This window comes from Paracoccus methylarcula (genome assembly GCF_003007735.2).
Taxonomy (GTDB): Bacteria; Pseudomonadota; Alphaproteobacteria; order Rhodobacterales; family Rhodobacteraceae; genus Paracoccus; species Paracoccus methylarcula.
The window spans coordinates 200,500-221,138 of record NZ_PXNQ02000002.1; the positions used below are offsets into that span (position 1 = coordinate 200,500).

Genomic DNA, 20,639 nt, shown 5'->3' on the forward strand with positions numbered 1-20,639 from the left:
GCGCCTATGATATGTTCTGGGTCCGAAAGATTAGGAATGTCTTACGCTTTCCGGGAACATTGGGCATTTACCGGAAAGACCGGGGCGATCACCGATCCGGTGATCGCCCCGGTTTCCATGATTGTCATTGCGGCAGGTTGCCGCTCAACCGAACGGGCCCGCAGTAGCGGAACACCGGGTCAGATCGCGCCGTGGCAGTATTTGAACTTCTTGCCGGAACCGCAGGGGCAGGGATCGTTGCGCGACGGATCGCCCCATGTCGAGGGATCGCTTTCGTCGAAACCCTGGACCAGCGGCTCGGGCTTGTCCTCGTCATCCGAGGATTGCGATTCAGAGCCATGCTCCATCGTCAGATGCTCCTGCCGCGCCTTCTGCTGCGCGGCCATCTGGCTCAGCATTTCCTCGCGCTCGGCCTCGGTCAGCGGGCGGATTTGCGCAAGGCGCTGCGTCACGTCGCCACGCAGCCCGTCGAGCAGGCTCTCGAACAGCTGGAAGCCCTCGGTCTTGTATTCCGACAGCGGATCGCGCTGCGCATAGCCGCGGAAGCCCACGACCGAGCGCAGATGCTCCAGCGTCAGCAGATGGTCGCGCCATTTCTGGTCGATCATTTGCAAGAGCACCTGCTTCTCGATCATCCGCATGTTCTCTTCGCCGAATGCCTGGGCTTTCTCGGTCATGTAGGTATCGGTCGTATCGGTGATGCGCTCGCGCATCGCCTCCTGATCGACGCCCTCTTCCTCGGCCCATTCGGCAATCGGCAGGTTCATGTTCAGACCGTCGCGGACAGCGGTCTTGAGCCCCTCCGTATCCCATTGATCGGCATAGGTCTTGGGGGGCATGTGCTGATCGATCAGATCCTCGATCACCTGGTGGCGCATATCGGCGGCGATCTCGCCGACCTCGTCGCTATCCATGATCTCGCGCCGCTGACCAAAGATCGCCTTGCGCTGGTCGTTCATCACGTCGTCGAATTTCAGCAATTGCTTGCGGATGTCGAAATTGCGTCCCTCGACCTTCGCCTGTGCGCGTTCCAGCGACTTGTTGACCCAGGGATGAATGATCGCCTCGCCCTCTTTCATGCCGAGGCCCGACAGCACCCGGTCCAGCCGCTCCGAGCCGAAGATCCGCATCAGGTCGTCTTCCAGTGACAGGAAGAACAGCGAGCGGCCCGGATCGCCCTGACGGCCCGAGCGGCCGCGAAGCTGGTTGTCGATACGGCGGCTCTCATGGCGTTCGGTGCCCAGCACGAACAGCCCGCCGGCATCCAGAACCTTCTGCTTGTCGGCGGCGTGTTCGGCCTCGATCCGTTCGCGCAGCTCGTCGGGATTGGCCTCCGGATCGGCCTTCAGCGCCTCCATCACCTTCATCTCGACATTGCCGCCAAGCTGGATGTCGGTGCCGCGGCCGGCCATGTTGGTGGCGATGGTAACGGCGCCCGGCTTGCCCGCATCGGCGACGATCTGCGCCTCGGCCTCGTGCTGGCGTGCGTTCAACACGTTGTGAGGGATGCCATCGCGCGTCAGCAGCGCCGAGAGCATCTCGGATTTCTCGATGCTGGTCGTGCCGACAAGCGTCGGCTGGCCCTTGGCGTGGGCCTCCTTGATGGCCTCGATCACGGCGGCGTATTTCTCACCCGCCGTGCGATAGACGCGGTCATGCTCGTCGAGACGCTGGATGGGGCGGTTGGTCGGAACCTCGACCACGCCCAGCTTGTAGATCTCGGCGAATTCGTCGGCCTCGGTCGAGGCGGTGCCGGTCATCCCCGCCAGTTTGTCGTAAAGCCGGAAATAGTTCTGGAAGGTCACGCTGGCCAGCGTCACGTTCTCGGGCTGGATATCCACGCCCTCCTTGGCCTCGATGGCCTGATGCAGCCCGTCCGACAGGCGGCGCCCCTTCATCATCCGGCCGGTGAACTCGTCGATCAGCACCACCTCGCCGTCACGGACCATGTAATGCTGGTCCTTGAGGAACAGCTTATGCGCCCGCAATGCCTGGCTGGCATGGTGGACGATGGTGGTCGATTCGGGATCGTAGAGCGTCTGGCCCTCGGGCAGCACGCCATCCTCGGACAGCTTTTGCTCAAGGAACTCGTTGCCCTCTTCGGTGAAGGTGGCGTTGCGGGCCTTTTCGTCCAGCTTGAAATGCTCTTCGGTCAGAAGCGGGACATATTTGTCCAGCACCTTGTAAAGCTCGGACCGGTCCTGAGAGGGACCCGAGATGATCAGCGGTGTCCGCGCCTCGTCGATCAGGATCGAGTCGACCTCGTCCACGATGGCGAAGTTATGGCCGCGCTGGACCATTTCCTCGACGCTGCCCTTCATGTTGTCGCGCAGATAGTCGAAGCCCAGCTCGTTATTGGTGGCATAGGTGACGTCTGCCGCGTAAGCCTCGCGCTTCTCGGCCTCCTGCTGGAAGGGATAGACGACGCCGGTGGTCATGCCGAGCTGCGCATAGACCTTGCTCATCCATTCGGCATCGCGCTTGGCGAGGTAGTCGTTGACCGTGACGATATGCACGCCCTTGCCGGTCAGCGCGTTCAGATAGGCGGGGAAGGTGGCGACCAGCGTCTTGCCCTCGCCGGTCTTCATCTCGGCGATATTGCCCTGATGCATGAAGATCCCGCCCATGAGCTGCACATCGAAGGCCCGCAGGCCGAGCGCGCGCTTGGCACCCTCGCGGCAATTTGCGAATGCCTCGGGCAGGATCGCGTCGAGCGGCTCGCCCGCCTGCACCCTTTGCTGGAATTCGCGGGTCTTCTCGACCAGCCCTTCATCGGACAATGCCTTGAACTCGTCTTCCAACGCGTTGATCCGGGCGACCAGAGAGCGGGTCGATTTCACCTTGCGGTCATTCGGCGTACCAAAGACCTTCTTCGCCAGAGTTCCGATGCCGAGCATGTTACCTTCACAGTCACGTTGTTGGGAAAGGCTGTTACGAATGGGCCACTTGCCCGTACCTGCCGCATTGCCGTATCAGGGGCCTGAACGAAACGCGGCGGCGGCGCCTTCCACGGTTGCGTGGGATGTATGCCCGGCTTGCCTGACTGTCAACGCTGGCCCTTCCCCGCTCGGGGATTCGGGTGTGACTAACAAAGGAAATTTCATGCTGAAACCTTCGATTCTGGCCGCTTTCGTGATCGCGGCGCCGATGATGGTGCCCGCCACCCTGATGGCCGAGGAAAGCAATGCCGATACCGTCGTCGCCACCGTGAACGATCAGCCGATCACGTTGGGCCAGATGATCGTGATGAAGCAGTCGATGCAGGATCCGCAGATGGCCGAGCTGCCCGATCAGGCGGTATGGGACCTGTTGCTGGACCAGTTGATCCGCCAGACGGCGGTGGCCGAGAATGGCAAGGAGAATGCCGGTGTCCGCGCGCAGCTGGAGCTTCAGCGCCGCAATACGCTGGCCGCCGCAGCCGTGACCGAATTGTCCGGCGGCGAGCCCACGGATGAGGAAATCCAGGCTGAATATGACGAGCTTTTCGCCGATGCCGAGGCAACAACCGAATTTTCGGCCGCCCATATCCTCGTGGAAACCGAGGAGAAGGCGAAGGAGTTGAAGAAGGAACTGGATGAGGGTGCCGATTTCGGCACGCTGGCCGAAGAGAACTCGACCGGTCCGAGCGGGCCGAACAAGGGTGACCTGGGCTGGTTCGCCGCCGACCAGATGGTTCCGCCCTTTGCCGAGGCCGTGAAGGCGATGGAGCCGGGACAGGTTTCCGATCCCGTCCAGACCGATTTCGGCTGGCATATCATCAAGTTGAACGAAACCCGCGTGAAAGAGGCTCCGAAGCTGGAAGAAATCCGCGAGCAATTGGTGCAAAAGATCCGCCGCGACAAGATCGAGGCCGAGATCGAGCGTGTGTCGACCGAGGCCAAGGTCGAGAAAACCGAGGGCATCGATCCGGCGCTGCTGAACAAGGCCGAATTGCTGGAGGCTGAATAATCATGGGTGAGGCGGGGCTTCCCGTATCGCCCCTGGCACCGGCGGCGTTTCCGGACCTGCCGGTGATCGAGGGCGTCGAGTTCGCCAGCGCCGCGGCGGGGGTGAAATACCGGGGCCGCACCGATGTGACCCTGATCCGCATCGCCGAAGGCGCGCAGATTGCCGGGGCCTTCACCCGGTCGGCGACCCGCGCGGCCTGCGTGCTGGACAACCAGGCCAAGCTGGCCCGGGGCGGTTCCGCCGATGCGGGCGCGGCGATCATCGTGAATTCCGGCAATGCCAATGCCTTCACCGGCGCGCGCGGCCAGGAATCGGTCGATGCCGTGACCGGAGCCGTGGCGGCGGAGCTGGGCATTCCCGCCACGCATGTGTTCTCTTCCTCGACCGGGGTGATCGGAGAGCCGCTGCCGCATGAGCGGATCGTGGCGATCATTGGCGATCTGTCCCGCAAGCTCGATCCGGCTGGCGCGGCGGATGCCGCTCGCGCCATCATGACCACGGATACCTTTCCCAAGGGCGCCTCGGCCACTCTCGCCGGGGACGGCGGAGAGATCCGCATCACCGGCATCGCCAAGGGATCGGGCATGATCGCGCCCGATATGGCGACGATGCTGGTCTATATCTTTACCGACGCGAAAATCGCCGCGCCGCTGCTGCAAGAGGTGCTGGATTCCGGCCTTGGCGCGACGTTCAACGCGATCACCGTGGATAGCGACACTTCCACCTCGGATGCGCTGATCCTGGCGGCGACGGGTCGCAGCGCGGCGGCCGAGATCACTTCGCTGGACAGTCCGGCGGGGCAGGCTTTTGCGGGGGCGCTACAGGATGTCATGCGCGAGCTGGCGCATCTGGTGGTGCGTGACGGCGAGGGGGCGACGAAATTCGTCGAGGTCCGGGTGACCGGCGCGGCATCGGATAGCGATGCGAAAAAGGTCGCCCGCGCCATTGCCGATTCGCCATTGGTCAAGACCGCCATCGCGGGCGAGGACGCGAATTGGGGCCGCATCGTCATGGCGGTCGGCAAATCAGGGGCCGAGGCCGATCGCGACAGGCTGACCATCCGCTTTGGCGACATGATCCTGGCCGAGAATGGCTGGCGGGCCGAGAATTACGATGAAGACAGGGCCAGCGACTACATGAAGAACCAGGAATTGCTGATCGCTGTCGATCTGGGGCTGGGGCAGGGGGCGCAGACCATGTGGACCTGCGACCTGACCCATGGCTATATCGATATCAACGCCGATTACCGCTCGTGATGAAAACGGTTCTTGTCGCTGCCGTCGCGCTGATCGACACTGACGGGCGCGTGCTGCTGGCGCAGCGCCCCGAGGGCAAATCCATGGCCGGGCTGTGGGAGTTTCCGGGCGGCAAGGTCGAGCCCGGAGAGACGCCGGAAGCCGCGCTTATTCGCGAATTGCATGAAGAACTTGGGATAGACACCTGGCAATCCTGCCTCGCTCCGCTGAGTTTCGCCAGCCATGGCTACGAGGATTTCCACCTGCTGATGCCGCTATATGCATGCCGCAAATGGAATGGCGTGGCGCGTCCGCAGGAGGGGCAGAACCTGACATGGGTCCACGCGCGGGACTTGCGCAATTATCCGATGCCACCGGCCGATATTCCGCTGCTTCCGATCTTGCAGATGTGGCTTTGATACATCTTTAGGTAGAATTTCCTCCGCCTTAGATGTGATTTTAGCAATAATTCGCTTCACTCGTGGAGAATGATGGGCAATTATCGGCTTATCGAGGAGGAGTGTCATGATTCGTACAATTCAGATCGGTGGCTATATCTCGGTTCAGGGCCTGTTCGAACGGGCGACCTCGAACGGAAATGTCATCGTCCGTGTCGGCAAGCAAACCTATGAGGGCAAGCCTGTAACCAAGTAAGCTGTTATTTTTCCTGCCGGAACAGGTGTAAAAGAAAAGGGGTGCCACGATGTGGCACCCCTTTCCGATTCCGGGTCCGGGCAGCAGCCTACAGGCTGCGCTCGACCTCTTCGCGTTCGAAGATCTCGATGATATCGCCCTGGCGGATATCGTCGTAATTCTCGAAGGCCATGCCGCATTCCTGACCGGATTGTACTTCCTTGACCTCGTCCTTGAAGCGTTTCAGCGTCTTCAGCGTGCCTTCATGGATCACCACGCTATCGCGCAGAAGGCGAACACCTGCCGAGCGGCGGGCGACACCTTCGGTGACCAGGCAGCCGGCGACCTTGCCGACCCCGGTGACCTTGAAGACGTCCCTGATCTCGGCATAGCCGATGAAGTTCTCGCGAACCTCTGCCGACAGCAGGCCGGAAGCGGCCGCCTTGATGTCGTCCACCAGGTCATAGATGACCGAGTAGTAGCGAATCTCGACGCCCTTCTGGTTGGCCGAATTGCGGGCCGGGGCATTGGCACGGACGTTGAAGCCGATGACCGGGGTCTGGGACGCCTCGGCCAGGGTGATGTCCGATTCGGTGATCGCGCCGACACCGTAATGGATGACGCGCACGCGCACCTCGTCATTGCCCAGCTTTTCCAGCGCCTGGACGATCGCCTCGGCAGAGCCCTGCACATCGGCCTTCACCACCACCGGCAATTCGGCGACGCTCTCGTCAGCCTTGGCTTTCGCCATGAGCTGCTCCAGCGTGGTCGCGGCACCTGCTGCGGCGCGCTTGTCCTTGGCCTGCTGGGTCCGGTAATCGGCGATCTCGCGGGCCTGCGCCTCGGTTTCGACGACATTCAGGACATCGCCGGCTTCTGGCGTGCCGTTGAGGCCCAGGACCTCGACCGGGACGGAAGGGCCTGCCTCTTCGACGCGTTCTCCCTGGTCGTTGATGAGCGCGCGGACCTTGCCCCACTGCTCGCCGACGACGAAGATATCGCCGCGTTTCAGCGTGCCGTTCTGGATCAGCACCGTGGCAACCGGGCCGCGGCCCACGTCGAGCTGCGCTTCGATGACGGCACCCTGTGCCGCACGCTCCGGATTGGCTTTCAGTTCCAGGATCTCGGCCTGCAGCGCGATGGCTTCCAGCAATTCGTCCAGCCCCTGGCCGGAGATGGCCGAAACTTCGACATCCTGCACGTCACCCGACAGCTTTTCGACGATCACTTCCTGATGCAGCAGCGATGTGCGCACCTTGTCGGGATCGGCTTCGGGCTTGTCGATCTTGTTGATCGCGACGATCATCGGCACCTTGGCGGCCTTGGCGTGGTTGATCGCCTCGACGGTCTGCGGCATCACCGCGTCATCGGCGGCCACCACCAGCACGACGATATCGGTGACATGCGCACCGCGCGCCCGCATCGAGGTGAAGGCGGCATGGCCCGGCGTATCGAGGAAGGTCAGAACCGCACCCGATTCCGCCTTCACCTGATAGGCGCCGATATGCTGGGTGATCCCGCCGGCCTCGCCCGAGACGACATTGGCCTTGCGGATCGCATCCAGAAGCGAGGTCTTGCCGTGGTCGACATGGCCCATGATGGTGATGATCGGCGGCCGCGGACGCAGAGCCTCCGGCGCATCCTCGATCGTGTCGATGACCTGCTCCACATCCGCATCGCTGACGCGCACGGCCTTGTGACCGAATTCCTCGATCACCAGTTCGGCGGTATCGGCATCGATCGATTGGTTCATCGAGACCATCATGCCCATCTTCATCAGCGACTTGACGACATCCGCGGCGCGTTCGGCCATGCGGTTGGCCAGTTCCTGAACGACGATTGTCTCTGGCAACTGGACTTCGCGCGACTGCTTTTCAGCACGCTGCTGCTGGCCCATCGCCTTCTGGCGGGCGCGTTCCTGCTTGCGCTTCATCGCGGCCAGGCTGCGCTGCCGCCCGCCTTCGCCGTCCAGCGCCTGGTTCAGCGACAGCTTGCCCGAACGGCGATTGTCGTCGCGCACGGTCTTGCCACGGCTGTCACGCTCCGCACCGGCGCGATTGGGGCGATCGCGCTCGGATTTGCGCGGGCCGGTCGCCGAGACGCCCTTGGTCTCGGCACGGGCCGCGGCGGCCTCGATGGCGGCCTGGTCCTGCGGAGTCGTCCGCGCGGCGGCAGGCTGCTTGGCCCGTTCCTCCTTCTTCGGCGCGTCCTTCTGCTTGGCCTTTTCCTCGGCCTCGCGGGCGCGGCGCGCTTCCTCTTCGGCTTTCGCCTTCAGGGCCTCTTCGCGTTCGCGCTCTTCGCGGGCCTTTTCCTCGGCCTCGGCGCGGCGGCGCTCGCGTTCCTGCTCGCGGGCCTTTTCCTCGGCCTCGCGGGCGGCGATCTCATCCGCTTCCCGCGCCTTGGCGGCGGCGAGCGCCTTCAGGCGGCGTTCCATCTCGGCTTCGGAGATCCCCGCCGGGCGTTTCGACGGATCACCTCCACGCTTGGCGTGGACCGAGGATTTGGCCTTGTCGCCGGCACCGGCCTGGGCCGCACCGGTCTTGGGCACCATGACGCGTTTGCGCTTGGTTTCCACGACCACGCTCTTGGTGCGGCCATGGCTGAAACTCTGTTTGACCTGACCCGAGCGACCGCTGGAGCCGCCGAGGCCGAGTGTCTTCTTACCGTCTTTATCGCTCATCTGCGTCTTCATTCCTTCCCGGCGGCCGTATTGCCGCCGTCATGCCCGCGCAGACCCGTCAGTCTGCCGGCTTCCAAGATCACCTTGTCCGTCAGGCCACCCGCCGCAAGCGCGCCGTGTATGACATGATCGCGCCCGAAGGACAAACCCAATTCTGAGGCGGTGAGGCAACCGAACCAGCGGCCACCCGTTGGTGTCCACAGCTTGCCCTTCCCGCGTTCCGAGCCATCGCTGGCCTGCAAGAGCACACGCGCCCTGCCTTCGGCCAGCCAGCCCTTAACCTTTTCGAACCCCGCCACCGCCTTGCCGGATTTCCGGGCCAGCGAAACCAGTTCCACGACCCGCCGTGCAAGGGCGGTTTCAACCATTCCGGCCAATTCGCCGGGCGCCTTCACCTGCGCCTTGGCCGCACGCGAGAACAATCCCTTGGCCACGGCCTTCTCGATCGCGGCGCGGTCGGCGCTTATCCAGATGCCGCGGCCGGGCAGCTTTTCAGCCAGGTCGGGCACCACCAGGCCGTCCGGCCCGACGACGAAACGGATCAACCCCCGCTTGGGCTGCACCTCGCCGGTGACGATACAGCGCCGTTCGGGCTGTTCGTGCGTCTTGTCCCGTCCGCCCCGGCTCACGGCCTTGCCAGATCCGGGGCGGTCAGGCCCCGGCCTCCTCGGGGGTTTCGGGCTCGTCTTCTTCTTCGGCTGCTGGCTCCAGTTCGGCGGGATCGACCCAGCCAAGGCTGACACGGGCCGTCATGACCATATTCTGCGCTTCTTCCAGCGACACGTCAAAGGGCTCCAGAAGGCCCTCGTCCTTGACGCGCTGGCCGTCCACGGTGGTCCAGCCACCGGCCAGTTCCCAATCGGCGCAGGTCGCGAAGTCCTCAAGCGTCTTGATGCCGTCCTTCGCCAGCGCCTCGATCATCTGGGGAGTGAGCCCCTCGAATTCAACCAGCGAATCCTCGACCCCGAGCGCGCGGGCATTTTCCATCGCGGCCTTGTTGCGGGCCTCCAGGACATCGCGGGCACGGGCCTGCAGCTCCTGGGCGGTGCCTTCGTCCACGCCCTCGATGCTCAGCAACTCGTCCTGCTCGACATAGGCGACCTCTTCCAGATCGGTGAAGCCTTCGGCGACCAGGAGCTGGGCAAAGAACTCGTCCAGGTCCAGCGCATCCATGAACAGCTTGGTGCGGGCGTTGAACTCGGCCTGACGGCGCTTGGATTCCTCTTCCTCGGTGAGAATGTCGATATCGAGCCCGGTCAACTGGCTGGCTAGGCGCACGTTCTGGCCGCGGCGGCCGATGGCCAGCGAAAGCTGTTCATCCGGCACCACGACCTCGATGCGGCCGCCATCCTCGTCGAACACGACCTTGCTGACCTCGGCGGGCTGCAGGGCATTCACGAGGAAGGTCGCCTGGTCCTCGTTCCACGGGATGATGTCGATCTTCTCGCCCTGCAATTCGCCGACCACGGCCTGAACGCGGCTGCCGCGCATGCCGACGCAGGCGCCGACCGGGTCGATCGAGTTGTCATAGCTGATCACGGCGATCTTCGCGCGCGAGCCGGGGTCGCGGGCCACGGCCTTGATCTCGATGATATTGTCGTAGATCTCGGGCACTTCCATCTTGAACAGTTCCGCCATGAATTGCGGATCGGTGCGCGACAGGAAGATCTGCGGGCCGCGGGTTTCGCGGCGGACATCCTTGACATAGGCGCGGATGCGGTCGTTCGGGCGATAGCTTTCGCGGCCGATTTTCTCGTTGCGGCGCAGGATTGCCTCGCCACGTCCGACATCGACGATGATATTGCCGTATTCCTCGCGCTTGACGACACCGTTGATGATGGTGCCGGCGCGGTCCTTAAATTCCTCGTATTGACGGTCACGCTCGGCCTCGCGGACCCGCTGCAGGATGACCTGCTTGGCCGATTGCGCGGCGATCCGGCCCAGTTCGACCGGCGGCACCTCGTCCACGATCACGTCGCCGACCTTCGGATCGTCCAGATAGGGGCGGGCCTGTTCGACCGTCAGTTCGGCCTGGTAATTCTCGACCGCGTCATCCTCGACCACGGTGCGAACGCGGGTAAAGCTGGCATTGCCGGTCTTGCGGTCGATCTTGACCCGGATATCCATCTCGGCGCCGTAGCGCGACTTGGCGGCACGGGCGAGGCTGTCCTCCATCGCTTCGATGACCAGTTCGGGCTCGATCATCTTCTCGCGTGCGACGCCTCGGCCGTCTGCAACAGTTCCAGCTGGTTGGCAGAGGTGATCGCCATCACTTACTCCTTGCGTCATCGGCGCGGTCCGCGCCCTGTTCATCGTCGGTTTCAATCGCGTCGAAGGCGCCCTCGTCGAGATTGTCGATCTCGACCCCGGCCTCTTTCTTCTGACGCAGCATTTCACGGATAAGCTCGTCGGTCAGGACCAGCTTGGCATCCGACAGCCAGTCGAAATTCAGCCCGATGGTCTGCACTTCGCCGCCTTCTTCGATATTCAGCAGGACCTCTTCGCCCTCGACCCCGGCCAGCACGCCTTTCCAGCGCTTGCGCCCGTCGATGGGCTGGTTGGTTTCCAGCTTGGCCTCGTAGCCCTCGAATGCCTCGAAATCCTTGAGCCGGGTCAGCGGGCGGTCGATGCCGGGGCTGGACACCTCGAGATGATAGGCCTCCTCGATCGGATCCTCGACATCCAGAGTGGCGCTGACGGCGACGGAAATATCGCCGCAATCATCGACATTGATGCCGCCCTCGGGCCGGTCGGCCATGATCTGCAGGGTTGCCGTCTTGCCGCCCTGCAGCCGCACGCGCACCAGCTCGAAGCCAAGATCCTCGATCACCGGGGTGATGATCTCGGCAAGGCGCCGGTCGATGGCGGTCTTGGCGATCAGGTCGTTGGACATGACTTCCTTTCGGATACAAAAAACGGGCCGTCAGCGGGCCCGTGCGAAACTTCCGGTGGGCAGGGGGTGGAAGCCTGCACCGCTGTTGAGCTGCATATAGGACCGAATCTGCGGGATTGCAAGCGGGAGATGGTGGTGAGGCATCTCAGCCCTCCTGTCCCGCGTCGCGCCGGTCGTCATCGCGAATCGCGTCCATGATCCGCACCAGCTCCGCCGAGATCCGGGGTTCCGACAGCGCATGGCCCGAGGCGGGCACCAGCCGCAGGTCGCATTTCTCCCATCCCTGCGCCAGTTCATAGGCCGAGAGCGGCGGACAGACCATGTCATAGCGGCCCTGCACGATCACGGCGGGCAGATGCTCGATCAGGTGGCGGTCGCGCAAAAGCTGGCCTTCGTCCAGAAAGCAGCCATTGGCGAAATAGTGATTCTCCAGCCGGGCGAAGGCGCGGGCATATTCGGGCGGCGCATGGCCGGTGGCCGAGTTCTGCAGCCCGGCCAGCGCGTTTTCCCACATCAGCCAGGGCATGGCAAAGCGCCCCTGTTGCCCGAGATCGTCGGAAAAGAGACGGCGGTGATAGGCGGCGATCATGTCGTCCCGCTCCGGCTCGGGGATCGGCTCGCAGAAACGGTCCCAGAGATCGGGAAAGAATCGCCCCGCGCCGCCGCCATAGAACCAGTCGAGCTCGGTCCGCCTGCCCAGGAAGACGCCGCGCAGGATCAGCCCCGCCACATGATCTGGATGCGCCTGCGCATAGGCCAGCGCCAGCGTGGCGCCCCAACTGCCGCCAAAGAGCAGCGCGGTCTCGATTCCCAGCACCGTGCGGATCCGTTCGATGTCACGGACCAGGTCGCTGGTCGTGTTGCCCTCGACCGAGGCCGCGGGACGCGAACGTCCGCAGCCGCGCTGGTCGAACAGCACGACCCGGTAATGCCCGGGATCGAAGAATCGGCGCATATAGGGGCTGCACCCGCCGCCCGGACCGCCATGCAGGACGATGACCGGCCGGCCCTCGGGATTGCCGCATTCCTCGACATAAAGCCGATGCCCGTCGCCGGTATCGACGACGCGCCGCTCATGTGGTTCGGTCGAGCGGTAGAGGCGGCCATCCGAGGCGCCGATTTGTCCTGCCAATCTGTCCATGGACCGACTATAAGCCCAACTGCCGCAACTCGCCAGAAGGACCCGTCATGACAAGCATCGACCCGACCGAGATCGCCAAGTTCGAGGCCATGGCGGCGGAATGGTGGGATCCGAAGGGCAAGTTCAAGCCGCTGCACATGATGAACCCGGTGCGTCTTGACTATATCGTGAGCCAGATCGCCGCCGAGTTCGGCCGGGACCGGCGCGGCCTGCGGCCTTTCGAGGGCTTGCGGTTGCTTGATATCGGCTGCGGCGGCGGGCTGATCGCCGAGCCGATGGCGCGCTTGGGGGCAGAGGTCGTCGGAGCCGATGCCGCGGAAGGTAACATAACTGTTGCGAAGCTGCATGCCGAACAGCAGGGGCTGGAGATCGACTACCGCGCCACCACCGCCGAGGCGCTGACTGACGCGGGCGAGGTCTTCGACGTGGTGCTGGCGCTGGAGATCGTCGAGCATGTCGCCGATCCGGAAGCCTTCATCGCCACCTGTCACGACCTGCTGCGTCCCGGTGGCCTTGCCATCGTCTCGACCCTGAACCGCACGGCGAAGAGTTTCGGTGCCGCCATCATCGGCGCGGAATGGATCATGCGCTGGCTGCCCAAGGGCACGCATGAATGGAACCGTTTCATCAAGCCCGGGGAGTTGTCGGAAATGGCGGGTAATGCGGGGCTGGCGCCGGTCGATGCGCGGGGGATGGTGTTCAACCCGCTGACATGGGGCTGGAGCCTGTCGGACCGGGACCTGTCGGTGAATTACGCCATCGCGGCGCGCAAGCCGGGCTAGTTGTCACCCTCCAGCCTGCGGCGCAGCTCGCGCAGGACGGGCAAGGCAAGGCGGACCCGCTCGGCGCCGATGTCGCGCACGACCTCGGCGATGATCGGCATGAAGGCCGAGATGGCCGCATCGCGGGCGGCCCTTCCCGCCGGGCTGATCGATACGAACTTGCGGCGCGCGTCGTCCCAATCGGGACGGATATGGACATGACCCGCCCATTCCAGCCGGGACAGCGTATTGGTCATCGCGCCCCGGGTGACATGAAAGGCTTCGGCCAGTTGCGCGGGGGTGCGTTCCTCGTTCACATGGGCCAGCAGGTTCAGCACCGAGAAATGCGAGATCTGCATGCCGCGCGGCAGGGCATGGCTGATCAGGCTGCGTGACAGCTGATCCGCGATGAACACCTCGGCGAACAGGCTTGCGGCCAGCCGGTCACTGCTTTGATCGCGCTCGATTTCGTTCTTGGTCGTGGTCATTGCCTCAGGGGCCGTCATAGGCCCGGTCATGTGCCAGGGAAGGGATGCGGGACCGTGCCCTTTCAACTGCCATCAGGTCAAGAGAAACTATACTCACCCCCGGCGATACTCCACCATCGGCCAGCACATTGCCCCAGGGATCGACCGCAAGCGAATGGCCATGCTTTGCCGGGGCAGGCGATCGGGCGAATGCGGGGCGGGATGGGTGCCGCATTGCGCCGGCGCCAGCACGAAACAGCCCGTTTCGATGGCGCGGGCACGCAGCAATGCCTCCCAATGCGCCTTGCCGGTGGTGGGGCTGAAGGCCGAGGGGACGGTCAGGATCCGCGCCCCGGCCTTTGCCAGGTCGCGATACAGATAAGGGAAGCGCAGGTCGTAACATATCGTCATGCCGACCGGCTGCCCGGCGGCGCGCGCCAGCACCGCCCGACTGCCGGGACGATAGGCGGAGCTTTCGCGATATTGCTCGGTCTCCGAGATGGTGACATCGAACATGTGCAGCTTGTCGTAACGCGCCACGATCCCGCCTTCCGGATCGATCAGGAAACTGCGATTCACGAAACGCTCATCCTCGGGATCGTCGCCCTTCAGCGCCAGAGAGCCGATCAGCAGCCAGATCCCCGCCGCGCTCGCCTCGGCCCGCAAGGCGGACAGGGTCGGGTCCTCGGCCTCGGGTTTCAGCACGGCTGCCTGCCGCTTGCGGTCGGGGGACAGCAGGTTGGTGACCTCGGGTGTCAGCACGAATGCCGCGCCCGCCGAGGCCGCCTCGCGGATCATCGGCACCGTGGCGGCGAGATTCGCATAAGGGTCGTCGCCGGAATTGAGCTGCAGCAGGGCAACTTTCAGCGAGGCGGGTGTCGCGGTGTTCATGCGGGCGATCCCGCAAGCAACTGGTTCAGCTTTCCGTCACGCTCCAGCGCGAAGAGATCGTCGCAGCCGCCCACAAGCCTGCCGCCGATGAAGATCTGCGGCACGGTGCGGCGGCCATTGGCCCTTTGGGTCATCTCGGCGCGCAATCCGGGCTGGGCGCCCACGTCGATTTCCTCGAAGGCAAGGTTCTTGCGCTGCAGAAGCGATTTCGCCGATATGCAGAAAGGACAGGTCCGGGTGGTGTAGATCTCGATACGCGGTTGGTCGGTCATTGGCATTTCCGTTTCATGGATTTGCCTCTATCTAGGCATCCTTGACGGCGCGCGCCAGCACCGCGACCGAAACCGGCCCCGATCCCGCCGCCAGCAACGCCTCGGTCGCGGTGGCGAGGGTTGCGCCGGAAGTCATCACGTCATCGACCAGCAGCACCGGCTTGCCCGTGATTCGGGGCGCGTGGCGGGGATTGATCCCGATCGTGCCGGAGACATTGGCGAATCGATCCGCGACGCCGCGGTGATCCTGGGCAGGCGTATGCCGCCTGCGCAGCAGCAGGTCGGGCAGATGGTGTAATCCCCGCAGCTTGGCGAGATGTCGGGCGAGCAGGGCGGATTGATTGTAACGCCGCTTCAGCAAACGCCGGAAATGCAGTGGCACCGGCGCGACGATCATGTCGGGCCGGATGATCGGCGCGGCTGCCTGCAACAGCCAGGGGGCGAGGGCAGGTGCCAGGTCGGGCCGGTCGCCATGTTTCAGCGTCAGGACCAGTTCCCGTCCGGTGCCGGAATAAACAATTGCCGCCCGGCCGTGCTGCCAGGGGCGCACCACCGACAGGCAATCGTCGCATCTGGCCCCGTGTTCCTGCGCGCCATGCTCCTGCGCGCCGCGATGGCCGTCATCGGGAAGCGGCGCTCCGCAACGCGTGCAGGCAAGGCCGGAAATGAAATGCGTCTCTTGCCAGCAAGCGGGGCAAAGACCGGCCCCGGTGGGGTGCGAGGGCGGATCATCGGCCGCGCCCGCGGCGAGCTGGCCGCAGGAAAGGCATTGTGGCGGGTAAAGCATGTGCAGGACGGCTTTTACCGGACCGCCAAGCAGCCTATGTTGCATGCCCATGAGCAGTTCTTCCCCATCCCGTCCCGAACGTCCGCCCCTGACCGATCGCAACGCACTACAGCGTCAACGGCGCCGTGCAATGACCCAGGGCCATGTCGATGTATTGCACCGCATCGCGGCGGCAGAGCTCAAGGATAGGCTGTCAGAGATTAACAGGGATTTTCACGCGCCCGCCGTCGTGACCGGATTTCCCGGTTTCTGGTCGACGGAGTTTCCGCAGGCGTGCGTGGTGCCCGACGATCCGGTGCTGGATCTGACCCCGGCATCGCATGACCTGGTCATCCATGCCATGGCGCTGCATTGGGCCGACGATCCGGTCGGGCAGATCGTGCAATCGGCGCGGGCGCTGCACGAGGACGGGCTGTTCATCGCCGTCTGTTTCGGCGGCCAGACCCTGCACGAGGCCCGCGCCGCCATGGCCCAGGCCGAGGCCGAGGTCACCGGCGGGTTGTCGCCGCGCATCCTGCCAATGGGCGAGATCCGCGATATGGGCGCGCTGCTCGCGCGCGCCGGGCTGGCGCTGCCGGTGGCCGATCTGGTCAGCCAGTGCGCCAGCTATCGCGACCTGCCGCATCTGGCGCATGACCTGCGGGCCATGGGTGAGGGCAACGCGATGGCTACCCGGCTGCGCCAGCCCACCCGGCGCGAGATATTTGCCCGTGCAGGGGCGATCTATGCGCAGGCGCATCCCGACCGCGACGATCCGTCCCGTATCCAGGCGAGCTTCGATCTGGTTTTCCTGACCGGGTGGGCTCCGTCCGAAACACAGCAGAAACCCCTGCGCCCCGGCTCTGCCCGGAAAAGCCTTGCCGATGCACTGAACGAGATCAGGAACAAATCATGACGCCAGCCTATGCGCCCGCCGACCATCCCCGGATAGCCCCCGCGAAAACCGGGATCCTGATTGCCAATCTTGGCACGCCGGACGGCTATGATTACTGGTCGATGCGCCGCTACCTGAACGAGTTCCTCTCGGACCGGCGGGTGATCGACCTGCCGCGCTGGAAATGGCAGCCGATCCTGCAGGGCATCATCCTGACCAAGCGGCCCTTCAGCTCGGGCGCGAATTACAAGACGATCTGGAACGAGGAAAAGGGCGAAAGCCCGTTAATGACCATCACCCGCGACCAGGCACAGGCCTTGCGCGAACGCGCCTCCGCCGAATGGGGCGAACAGGTGATGGTCGAGTTCTGCATGCGCTACGGCAACCCCTCGACCCATGAGGTCGTGGCGCGCATGGTCGAGGCGGGCTGCCGCCGCATCCTGTTCCTGCCGCTTTATCCGCAATATGCCGGGGCGACCTCGGCCACCGCGAATGACCAGCTTTTCCGGGCCCTGATGGAGCAGAGATGGCAGCCCTCGGTCCGCACCTGCGATTCCTATTTCGACCGGGCCGATTACATCGACGCGCTGGCGGGCTCGGTCGAACGGGCGCTGGAGGGGCGCAAGCCCTCGAAACTGGTCGCCTCTTATCACGGCATGCCCAAGCGCTACCTGATGCAGGGCGATCCCTATCATTGCCAGTGCCGGAAAACCTCTCGCCTGCTGCAAGAGCGTTTGGGTTGGGAGGATGGCATCATCGACACCTCGTTCCAGTCGGTTTTCGGCCGCGAGGAATGGCTGCGCCCTTACACGGTCGAGCATGTCGCCGAACTGGCGCGGCAGGGGCATCGCGACATCGCGGTGATCTCGCCCGCCTTCGCCGCCGATTGCATCGAAACGCTGGAGGAAATCAACGGCGAGATCCGCGAGGCTTACGAGCATGCGGGCGGCGAGGGCTTCACCTATATTCCCTGCCTCAACGATGATCCGGCGCATATCGAGGTGATGATGAATGTCATCCGCGAAAATATCGGCGGGTGGGTCTAACCCACCAACCGCGGGGGGCGTGGATGGCGTGGCCCCGCAAATGTGACCAAGAGCGCGGCGGCGGTGATCGCGATCATGCCGATCAGCGCCCATCTGCCCGGCAGGTGCTGGAAGAACAGCAAATCGAATCCCGCAGCCCAGACCAGCCCGGTGAAATCGAATGGCGCGATGACCGAGACCGGCGCGCGCGCCACCGCTTCGGTCGAGGCGATATGGGCCAGGCCACCCAGCAGCCCCGCGCCGCAGAGCATCGCCAGCTGCCCCGTATCGGGCATGGTCCAGCCAAGCACCACTGTTGCCAGACCCGCCACGGCCCCCGACAGGGCAAAGTAGAAGGCAATGGTTGCGGCGCGTTCTGTCCGTGTCATGGCCTTCACATAGACCCTCAAGACGGCCATCAGTGTCGCATAGCCCAACCCGGCCGCGACTCCGATCAGAGCGCTGTCGCCCGGCATTTCGAACGCCTCGAACAGCATCAGGATCACGCCGGAAAAACCCAGCAATACGCCGATCAGGATTGGCAGCGTCAGTTTTTCCTTCAGGAACAGGGCTGCCAGCGGCAGGCTTAGCACTGGCGCGAGAAAGCCGAATGCCTGGGCGTTGGCGACCGGAAGATGGATGAGCGACAGAAAGGACAGCGCCATGGTTGCCACGCCCAGCAGCCCCCGCGTCAGATGCAGCCGGGGGCGAGAGGTTCGCAATGCCTGTGGAAAATCACCTCGCAGCCGCATGTAGACAAGGATCGGCAACATGGCGATGGCCGAGCGCCAGAAAATGATCTGCCCCAGTTCGATTCCGGTTCCGACCGCATGGATCACTGCCGACATCGCCGTGATCAGGAACACGGCCAGCAGGCGCAGGCCCACCCCGGTCAGGAAAAATTGCTTCATGCCATAACTCGCTTTCAGGGCGGTTATGGCGTTGATTTCATGGCGCGGCAATGGAGGCATGAAGAAGGGGGCCGCCGGCCCCCTCGCTCCGTTCGTTCGCCTTGCCGGTTCAGATCAGTAGCACCTGCGTGCCGATATTGGCCATGCCGAACAGTTCCTTGATATGTTCGTTATACAGGCCGATGCAGCCATTCGACGACTTGCGCCCGATCTTGCGCGTGTCATGGGTGCCGTGGATCCGGTAATACTGCCAGCTCAGCCACAGCGCATGGGTGCCAAGCGGATTGTCCGGCCCCGGCGGCACGAAATCCGGCCAGGACGGGTTGCGGGCCTTCATCTCGGGCGTCGGTGCCCATGACGGGCCCTCGACCTTCTTGATGATCTCGGTCCGGCCCAAGCGGGTCAGGTCCTTGCTGACCGGGATCGAGGAGGGGTAGACGCGGTAGACGCTTTCATCCTCGGACCAGTAATGGACAGCGCGCGAGGTGATGTCGCACAGGATCGCACCATTGGTCAGGTTGTCGAAATAGGGGCGCCAGTCCTGGGCGCGGAAGCTGGAGATATTGTGGCGCTGGTTGGCGCCGCTGTCATATTGGACCGCCCCGGCATCGGGGGTCGCGCCGTCTGCCGCACCGTTATAGATGGGCTGACCCGTATAGGGGTCAAATTGCTGCGCGAAACCGGGCGCCGCCAGGCTGGCGGCCCCGAGCGCAGCGGCCGAGCCCAGGAATGCCCGGCGATTGAAAGCTGTCATGCTCATCAGCAAATATCCTCGTTCCTCTGGCCACTCTTTCGGGGCGGCCTTACTGCTCCGACCATTGCGGATGCCGAATATATAACGTGCCCGGAGAGAGCCGCCAAATCAAACAGATGCGAGAAATGCCACGAATGAAAACCTGCCAACATCACGCATTCTTGCGTTTGAAGGCGCCACCGCCATTCGGTAAATCTGTGATCCAGAGCAGTCGAGGGACAGGATAAATGAGAAAACTCAAAGTAATTTCGGTGCTTGCGCTGATCGCATTGGCCGCATGTCAGCCGCGTATGGCCGCGCAGATCGGCCCGGATGGCCAGCCATTGCCAACCGCCTATAAGATCGACGCGCGTGAAGAGGCCCAGATTCCGGGCCGAGTGTTGCAGCAAGTCAACACTCTTCGCGCCAATATTGCCCTGAATCCACTGACATTGGACCCGCAACTGACGGCAGCGGCCCTGGCGCATTCGCGTGACATGTCCGCGCAGAACCGCGCCTGGCATTGGGGTTCGGACGGCTCGTCTCCGCTGGAACGGGTGCGGCGTCAGGGTTATTACGGACATCTTGTCGGAGAGAATATCTCGGAGACATATGAAAACGACATCCAGACGCTGAATGCATGGATGGCAGAGCGCGATACCCGCGACGTGATCATGGATCCGAAGGCAACCAGGCTGGGGGTCGCATGGTATCAGGAAGCCTCGGGCAAGATCTGGTGGACGCTCCTGACCGGCGGGAACTGATCGGGCGGGAACTGATCGGCCTGCTGCCGAAATGACAAAGCCCCGGCCGATCCGCCGGGGCTTTCGCAACTCGATTTGCCCGGTTCAGGGGCTTATCACGATCGGGACGCCGGGACGCACCATCGCGAAGATCTCTTCGATCTCCTCGTCTTTCACGGCAATGCAACCTGCTGTCCAATCCCGCCTTTTCGGTGCCAGCGCATTACCCTCCGGCCCCCAGCCATGGATGAAGATGTCTCCGCCCGGCTTGCGGCCCAGGGCCTCGGCATAGGCCGTGTCCTGCGGATCCGGATAGGATACGCCCACCGACAGGTGATAGCGGCTCCTGGGGTTGAAACGGTCGATGAAATAGATCCCTTCCGGGGTCTTTCCGTCGCCTTCGAAGCGCTTGTGTCCGACCGGCACATTGCCCAGGCCCACATCATAGGCCTTCAGCACGGTCTTGCCGCTCAGCAGGTAGAGGCGGCGCTTGCCCTTGTTGACCACGACCTGGGTCACCGGGGGGCCGCTATAGGACTTGAACTTGGAGGACGGTTTGCCACAGGCTGCCAGCAAGGCCAACAGCGAAAATGTGACCGTCCGGCGGGTTGCTCGATACATCACTGCCTCGGAATTTTATTTGTT

The 20,639-nt window shown here is 63.7% G+C and carries 19 protein-coding genes and 2 pseudogenes; 8 read left to right on the forward strand and 13 right to left on the reverse strand.

Annotated elements, in window-relative coordinates; translation table 11 throughout:
• Positions 1–179: 179 nt before the first annotated feature.
• Positions 180–2,897 carry a preprotein translocase subunit SecA gene (secA, locus tag A7A09_RS04150; protein WP_106690211.1) on the reverse strand — a complete coding sequence of 906 codons (2,718 nt, stop codon included), beginning with the start codon at positions 2,895–2,897 and terminating at the stop codon, positions 180–182.
• A 205-nt stretch (positions 2,898–3,102) separates the two neighbouring features.
• Here secA and A7A09_RS04155 point away from each other — a divergent pair, with 205 nt between their 5' ends.
• The 4 genes from A7A09_RS04155 to A7A09_RS21780 all read left to right on the forward strand — a co-directional run bounded on the left by A7A09_RS04155 (position 3,103) and on the right by A7A09_RS21780 (position 5,837).
• Positions 3,103–3,948, forward strand: a complete 846-nt coding sequence (locus A7A09_RS04155; RefSeq protein ID WP_106690212.1) for a peptidylprolyl isomerase — start codon at positions 3,103–3,105, stop codon at positions 3,946–3,948.
• A gap of 2 nt (positions 3,949–3,950) precedes the next feature.
• Complete coding sequence (argJ, locus tag A7A09_RS04160; RefSeq protein ID WP_106690213.1) at positions 3,951–5,204, forward strand: bifunctional glutamate N-acetyltransferase/amino-acid acetyltransferase ArgJ; 1,254 nt, start codon at positions 3,951–3,953, stop codon at positions 5,202–5,204.
• The gene (locus A7A09_RS04165) at positions 5,204–5,602 is read left to right on the forward strand and encodes a (deoxy)nucleoside triphosphate pyrophosphohydrolase (RefSeq protein WP_106690214.1); all 399 of its coding nucleotides are present in this window, start codon (positions 5,204–5,206) and stop codon (positions 5,600–5,602) included. Before argJ ends, A7A09_RS04165 begins: the two co-directional genes overlap by 1 nt.
• A 106-nt stretch (positions 5,603–5,708) precedes the next feature.
• Entirely contained in the window at positions 5,709–5,837 is a 129-nt protein-coding gene (locus tag A7A09_RS21780) for a hypothetical protein (protein ID WP_281277379.1), read from the forward strand.
• 88 nt (positions 5,838–5,925) lie between these two features.
• Here A7A09_RS21780 and infB read toward each other — a convergent pair whose 3' ends face one another.
• The 5 genes and pseudogenes from infB to pip all read right to left on the reverse strand — a co-directional run bounded on the left by infB (position 5,926) and on the right by pip (position 12,530).
• On the reverse strand, positions 5,926–8,496 hold the full coding sequence (gene infB / locus A7A09_RS04170) for a translation initiation factor IF-2 (protein ID WP_106690439.1): 2,571 nt from the start codon (positions 8,494–8,496) through the stop codon (positions 5,926–5,928).
• 8 nt (positions 8,497–8,504) lie between these two features.
• On the reverse strand, positions 8,505–9,125 hold the full coding sequence (locus A7A09_RS04175) for an RNA-binding protein (RefSeq protein WP_106690215.1): 621 nt from the start codon (positions 9,123–9,125) through the stop codon (positions 8,505–8,507).
• 22 nt (positions 9,126–9,147) lie between these two features.
• Positions 9,148–10,766, reverse strand: a pseudogene (gene nusA / locus A7A09_RS04180) (transcription termination factor NusA).
• Entirely contained in the window at positions 10,766–11,389 is a 624-nt protein-coding gene (gene rimP / locus A7A09_RS04185; protein ID WP_106690216.1) for a ribosome maturation factor RimP, read from the reverse strand. The pseudogene nusA and the gene rimP overlap by 1 nt, the downstream one beginning before the upstream one ends.
• A 145-nt stretch (positions 11,390–11,534) precedes the next feature.
• Positions 11,535–12,530: a prolyl aminopeptidase gene (pip, locus tag A7A09_RS04190; protein ID WP_106690217.1), complete on the reverse strand. Its 996-nt coding sequence runs from the start codon at positions 12,528–12,530 to the stop codon at positions 11,535–11,537.
• A 47-nt stretch (positions 12,531–12,577) separates the two neighbouring features.
• Here pip and ubiG point away from each other — a divergent pair, with 47 nt between their 5' ends.
• Positions 12,578–13,312, forward strand: coding sequence for a bifunctional 2-polyprenyl-6-hydroxyphenol methylase/3-demethylubiquinol 3-O-methyltransferase UbiG (gene ubiG / locus A7A09_RS04195; RefSeq protein WP_106690218.1), 735 nt, complete (start codon positions 12,578–12,580; stop codon positions 13,310–13,312).
• On the opposite strand, the gene A7A09_RS04200 is transcribed toward ubiG, so the two are convergent.
• From A7A09_RS04200 to A7A09_RS04215, 4 genes and pseudogenes are all read right to left on the reverse strand, one after another.
• Entirely contained in the window at positions 13,309–13,779 is a 471-nt protein-coding gene (locus A7A09_RS04200; protein ID WP_106690219.1) for a MarR family winged helix-turn-helix transcriptional regulator, read from the reverse strand. The two genes, ubiG and A7A09_RS04200, sit on opposite strands and share 4 nt — an antisense overlap.
• 4 nt (positions 13,780–13,783) lie before the next feature.
• Positions 13,784–14,625 (reverse strand): annotated as a pseudogene (locus A7A09_RS04205) (carbon-nitrogen hydrolase family protein).
• A gap of 20 nt (positions 14,626–14,645) precedes the next feature.
• The gene (gene grxC / locus A7A09_RS04210) at positions 14,646–14,921 is read right to left on the reverse strand and encodes a glutaredoxin 3 (RefSeq protein ID WP_106690220.1); all 276 of its coding nucleotides are present in this window, start codon (positions 14,919–14,921) and stop codon (positions 14,646–14,648) included.
• 31 nt (positions 14,922–14,952) lie between these two features.
• Positions 14,953–15,753 (reverse strand): ComF family protein, encoded by an 801-nt coding sequence (locus tag A7A09_RS04215; protein ID WP_106690440.1) that lies wholly within the window; start codon positions 15,751–15,753, stop codon positions 14,953–14,955.
• 85 nt (positions 15,754–15,838) lie between these two features.
• Between A7A09_RS04215 and A7A09_RS04220 the strand changes: the two genes are divergently transcribed.
• Positions 15,839–16,603, forward strand: a complete 765-nt coding sequence (locus A7A09_RS04220; protein WP_245999129.1) for a methyltransferase domain-containing protein — start codon at positions 15,839–15,841, stop codon at positions 16,601–16,603.
• Positions 16,600–17,628 carry a ferrochelatase gene (gene hemH / locus A7A09_RS04225; protein WP_106690222.1) on the forward strand — a complete coding sequence of 343 codons (1,029 nt, stop codon included), beginning with the start codon at positions 16,600–16,602 and terminating at the stop codon, positions 17,626–17,628. Before A7A09_RS04220 ends, hemH begins: the two co-directional genes overlap by 4 nt.
• Here hemH and A7A09_RS04230 read toward each other — a convergent pair.
• Together A7A09_RS04230 and A7A09_RS04235 are read right to left on the reverse strand one after the other, a co-directional pair.
• A complete protein-coding gene (locus A7A09_RS04230) occupies positions 17,625–18,518 on the reverse strand; it encodes a DMT family transporter (protein ID WP_106690223.1) in 894 nt (297 codons plus the stop codon). The two genes, hemH and A7A09_RS04230, sit on opposite strands and share 4 nt — an antisense overlap.
• 109 nt (positions 18,519–18,627) lie before the next feature.
• Positions 18,628–19,284 carry a L,D-transpeptidase gene (locus A7A09_RS04235; protein ID WP_436277775.1) on the reverse strand — a complete coding sequence of 219 codons (657 nt, stop codon included), beginning with the start codon at positions 19,282–19,284 and terminating at the stop codon, positions 18,628–18,630.
• 215 nt (positions 19,285–19,499) lie between these two features.
• On the opposite strand from A7A09_RS04235, the gene dalA reads away from it, so the two are divergent.
• Positions 19,500–20,015 carry a divisome-associated lipoprotein DalA gene (gene dalA, locus A7A09_RS04240; RefSeq protein WP_106690225.1) on the forward strand — a complete coding sequence of 172 codons (516 nt, stop codon included), beginning with the start codon at positions 19,500–19,502 and terminating at the stop codon, positions 20,013–20,015.
• Positions 20,016–20,099: 84 nt separating this feature from the next.
• Here the strand turns inward: dalA and A7A09_RS04245 are convergent, their stop codons facing one another.
• Positions 20,100–20,615, reverse strand: coding sequence for a L,D-transpeptidase family protein (locus tag A7A09_RS04245; protein ID WP_106690226.1), 516 nt, complete (start codon positions 20,613–20,615; stop codon positions 20,100–20,102).
• Positions 20,616–20,639: the final 24 nt, after the last annotated feature.

Bases quoted from the DNA above. Each gene is read 5' to 3' on its own strand.
- secA (WP_106690211.1), bottom strand. From the start codon at position 2,897: ATGCTCGGCATCGGAACTCTGGCGAAGAAGGTCTTTGGTACGCCGAAT.
- A7A09_RS04155 (WP_106690212.1), top strand. From the start codon at position 3,103: ATGCTGAAACCTTCGATTCTGGCCGCTTTCGTGATCGCGGCGCCGATG.
- argJ (WP_106690213.1), top strand. From the start codon at position 3,951: ATGGGTGAGGCGGGGCTTCCCGTATCGCCCCTGGCACCGGCGGCGTTT.
- A7A09_RS04165 (WP_106690214.1), top strand. From the start codon at position 5,204: ATGAAAACGGTTCTTGTCGCTGCCGTCGCGCTGATCGACACTGACGGG.
- A7A09_RS21780 (WP_281277379.1), top strand. From the start codon at position 5,709: ATGATTCGTACAATTCAGATCGGTGGCTATATCTCGGTTCAGGGCCTG.
- infB (WP_106690439.1), bottom strand. From the start codon at position 8,496: ATGAGCGATAAAGACGGTAAGAAGACACTCGGCCTCGGCGGCTCCAGC.
- rimP (WP_106690216.1), bottom strand. From the start codon at position 11,389: ATGTCCAACGACCTGATCGCCAAGACCGCCATCGACCGGCGCCTTGCC.
- pip (WP_106690217.1), bottom strand. From the start codon at position 12,530: ATGGACAGATTGGCAGGACAAATCGGCGCCTCGGATGGCCGCCTCTAC.
- ubiG (WP_106690218.1), top strand. From the start codon at position 12,578: ATGACAAGCATCGACCCGACCGAGATCGCCAAGTTCGAGGCCATGGCG.
- A7A09_RS04200 (WP_106690219.1), bottom strand. From the start codon at position 13,779: ATGACCACGACCAAGAACGAAATCGAGCGCGATCAAAGCAGTGACCGG.
- grxC (WP_106690220.1), bottom strand. From the start codon at position 14,921: ATGACCGACCAACCGCGTATCGAGATCTACACCACCCGGACCTGTCCT.
- A7A09_RS04215 (WP_106690440.1), bottom strand. From the start codon at position 15,753: ATGCAACATAGGCTGCTTGGCGGTCCGGTAAAAGCCGTCCTGCACATG.
- A7A09_RS04220 (WP_245999129.1), top strand. From the start codon at position 15,839: ATGACCCAGGGCCATGTCGATGTATTGCACCGCATCGCGGCGGCAGAG.
- hemH (WP_106690222.1), top strand. From the start codon at position 16,600: ATGACGCCAGCCTATGCGCCCGCCGACCATCCCCGGATAGCCCCCGCG.
- A7A09_RS04230 (WP_106690223.1), bottom strand. From the start codon at position 18,518: ATGAAGCAATTTTTCCTGACCGGGGTGGGCCTGCGCCTGCTGGCCGTG.
- dalA (WP_106690225.1), top strand. From the start codon at position 19,500: ATGAGAAAACTCAAAGTAATTTCGGTGCTTGCGCTGATCGCATTGGCC.
- A7A09_RS04245 (WP_106690226.1), bottom strand. From the start codon at position 20,615: ATGTATCGAGCAACCCGCCGGACGGTCACATTTTCGCTGTTGGCCTTG.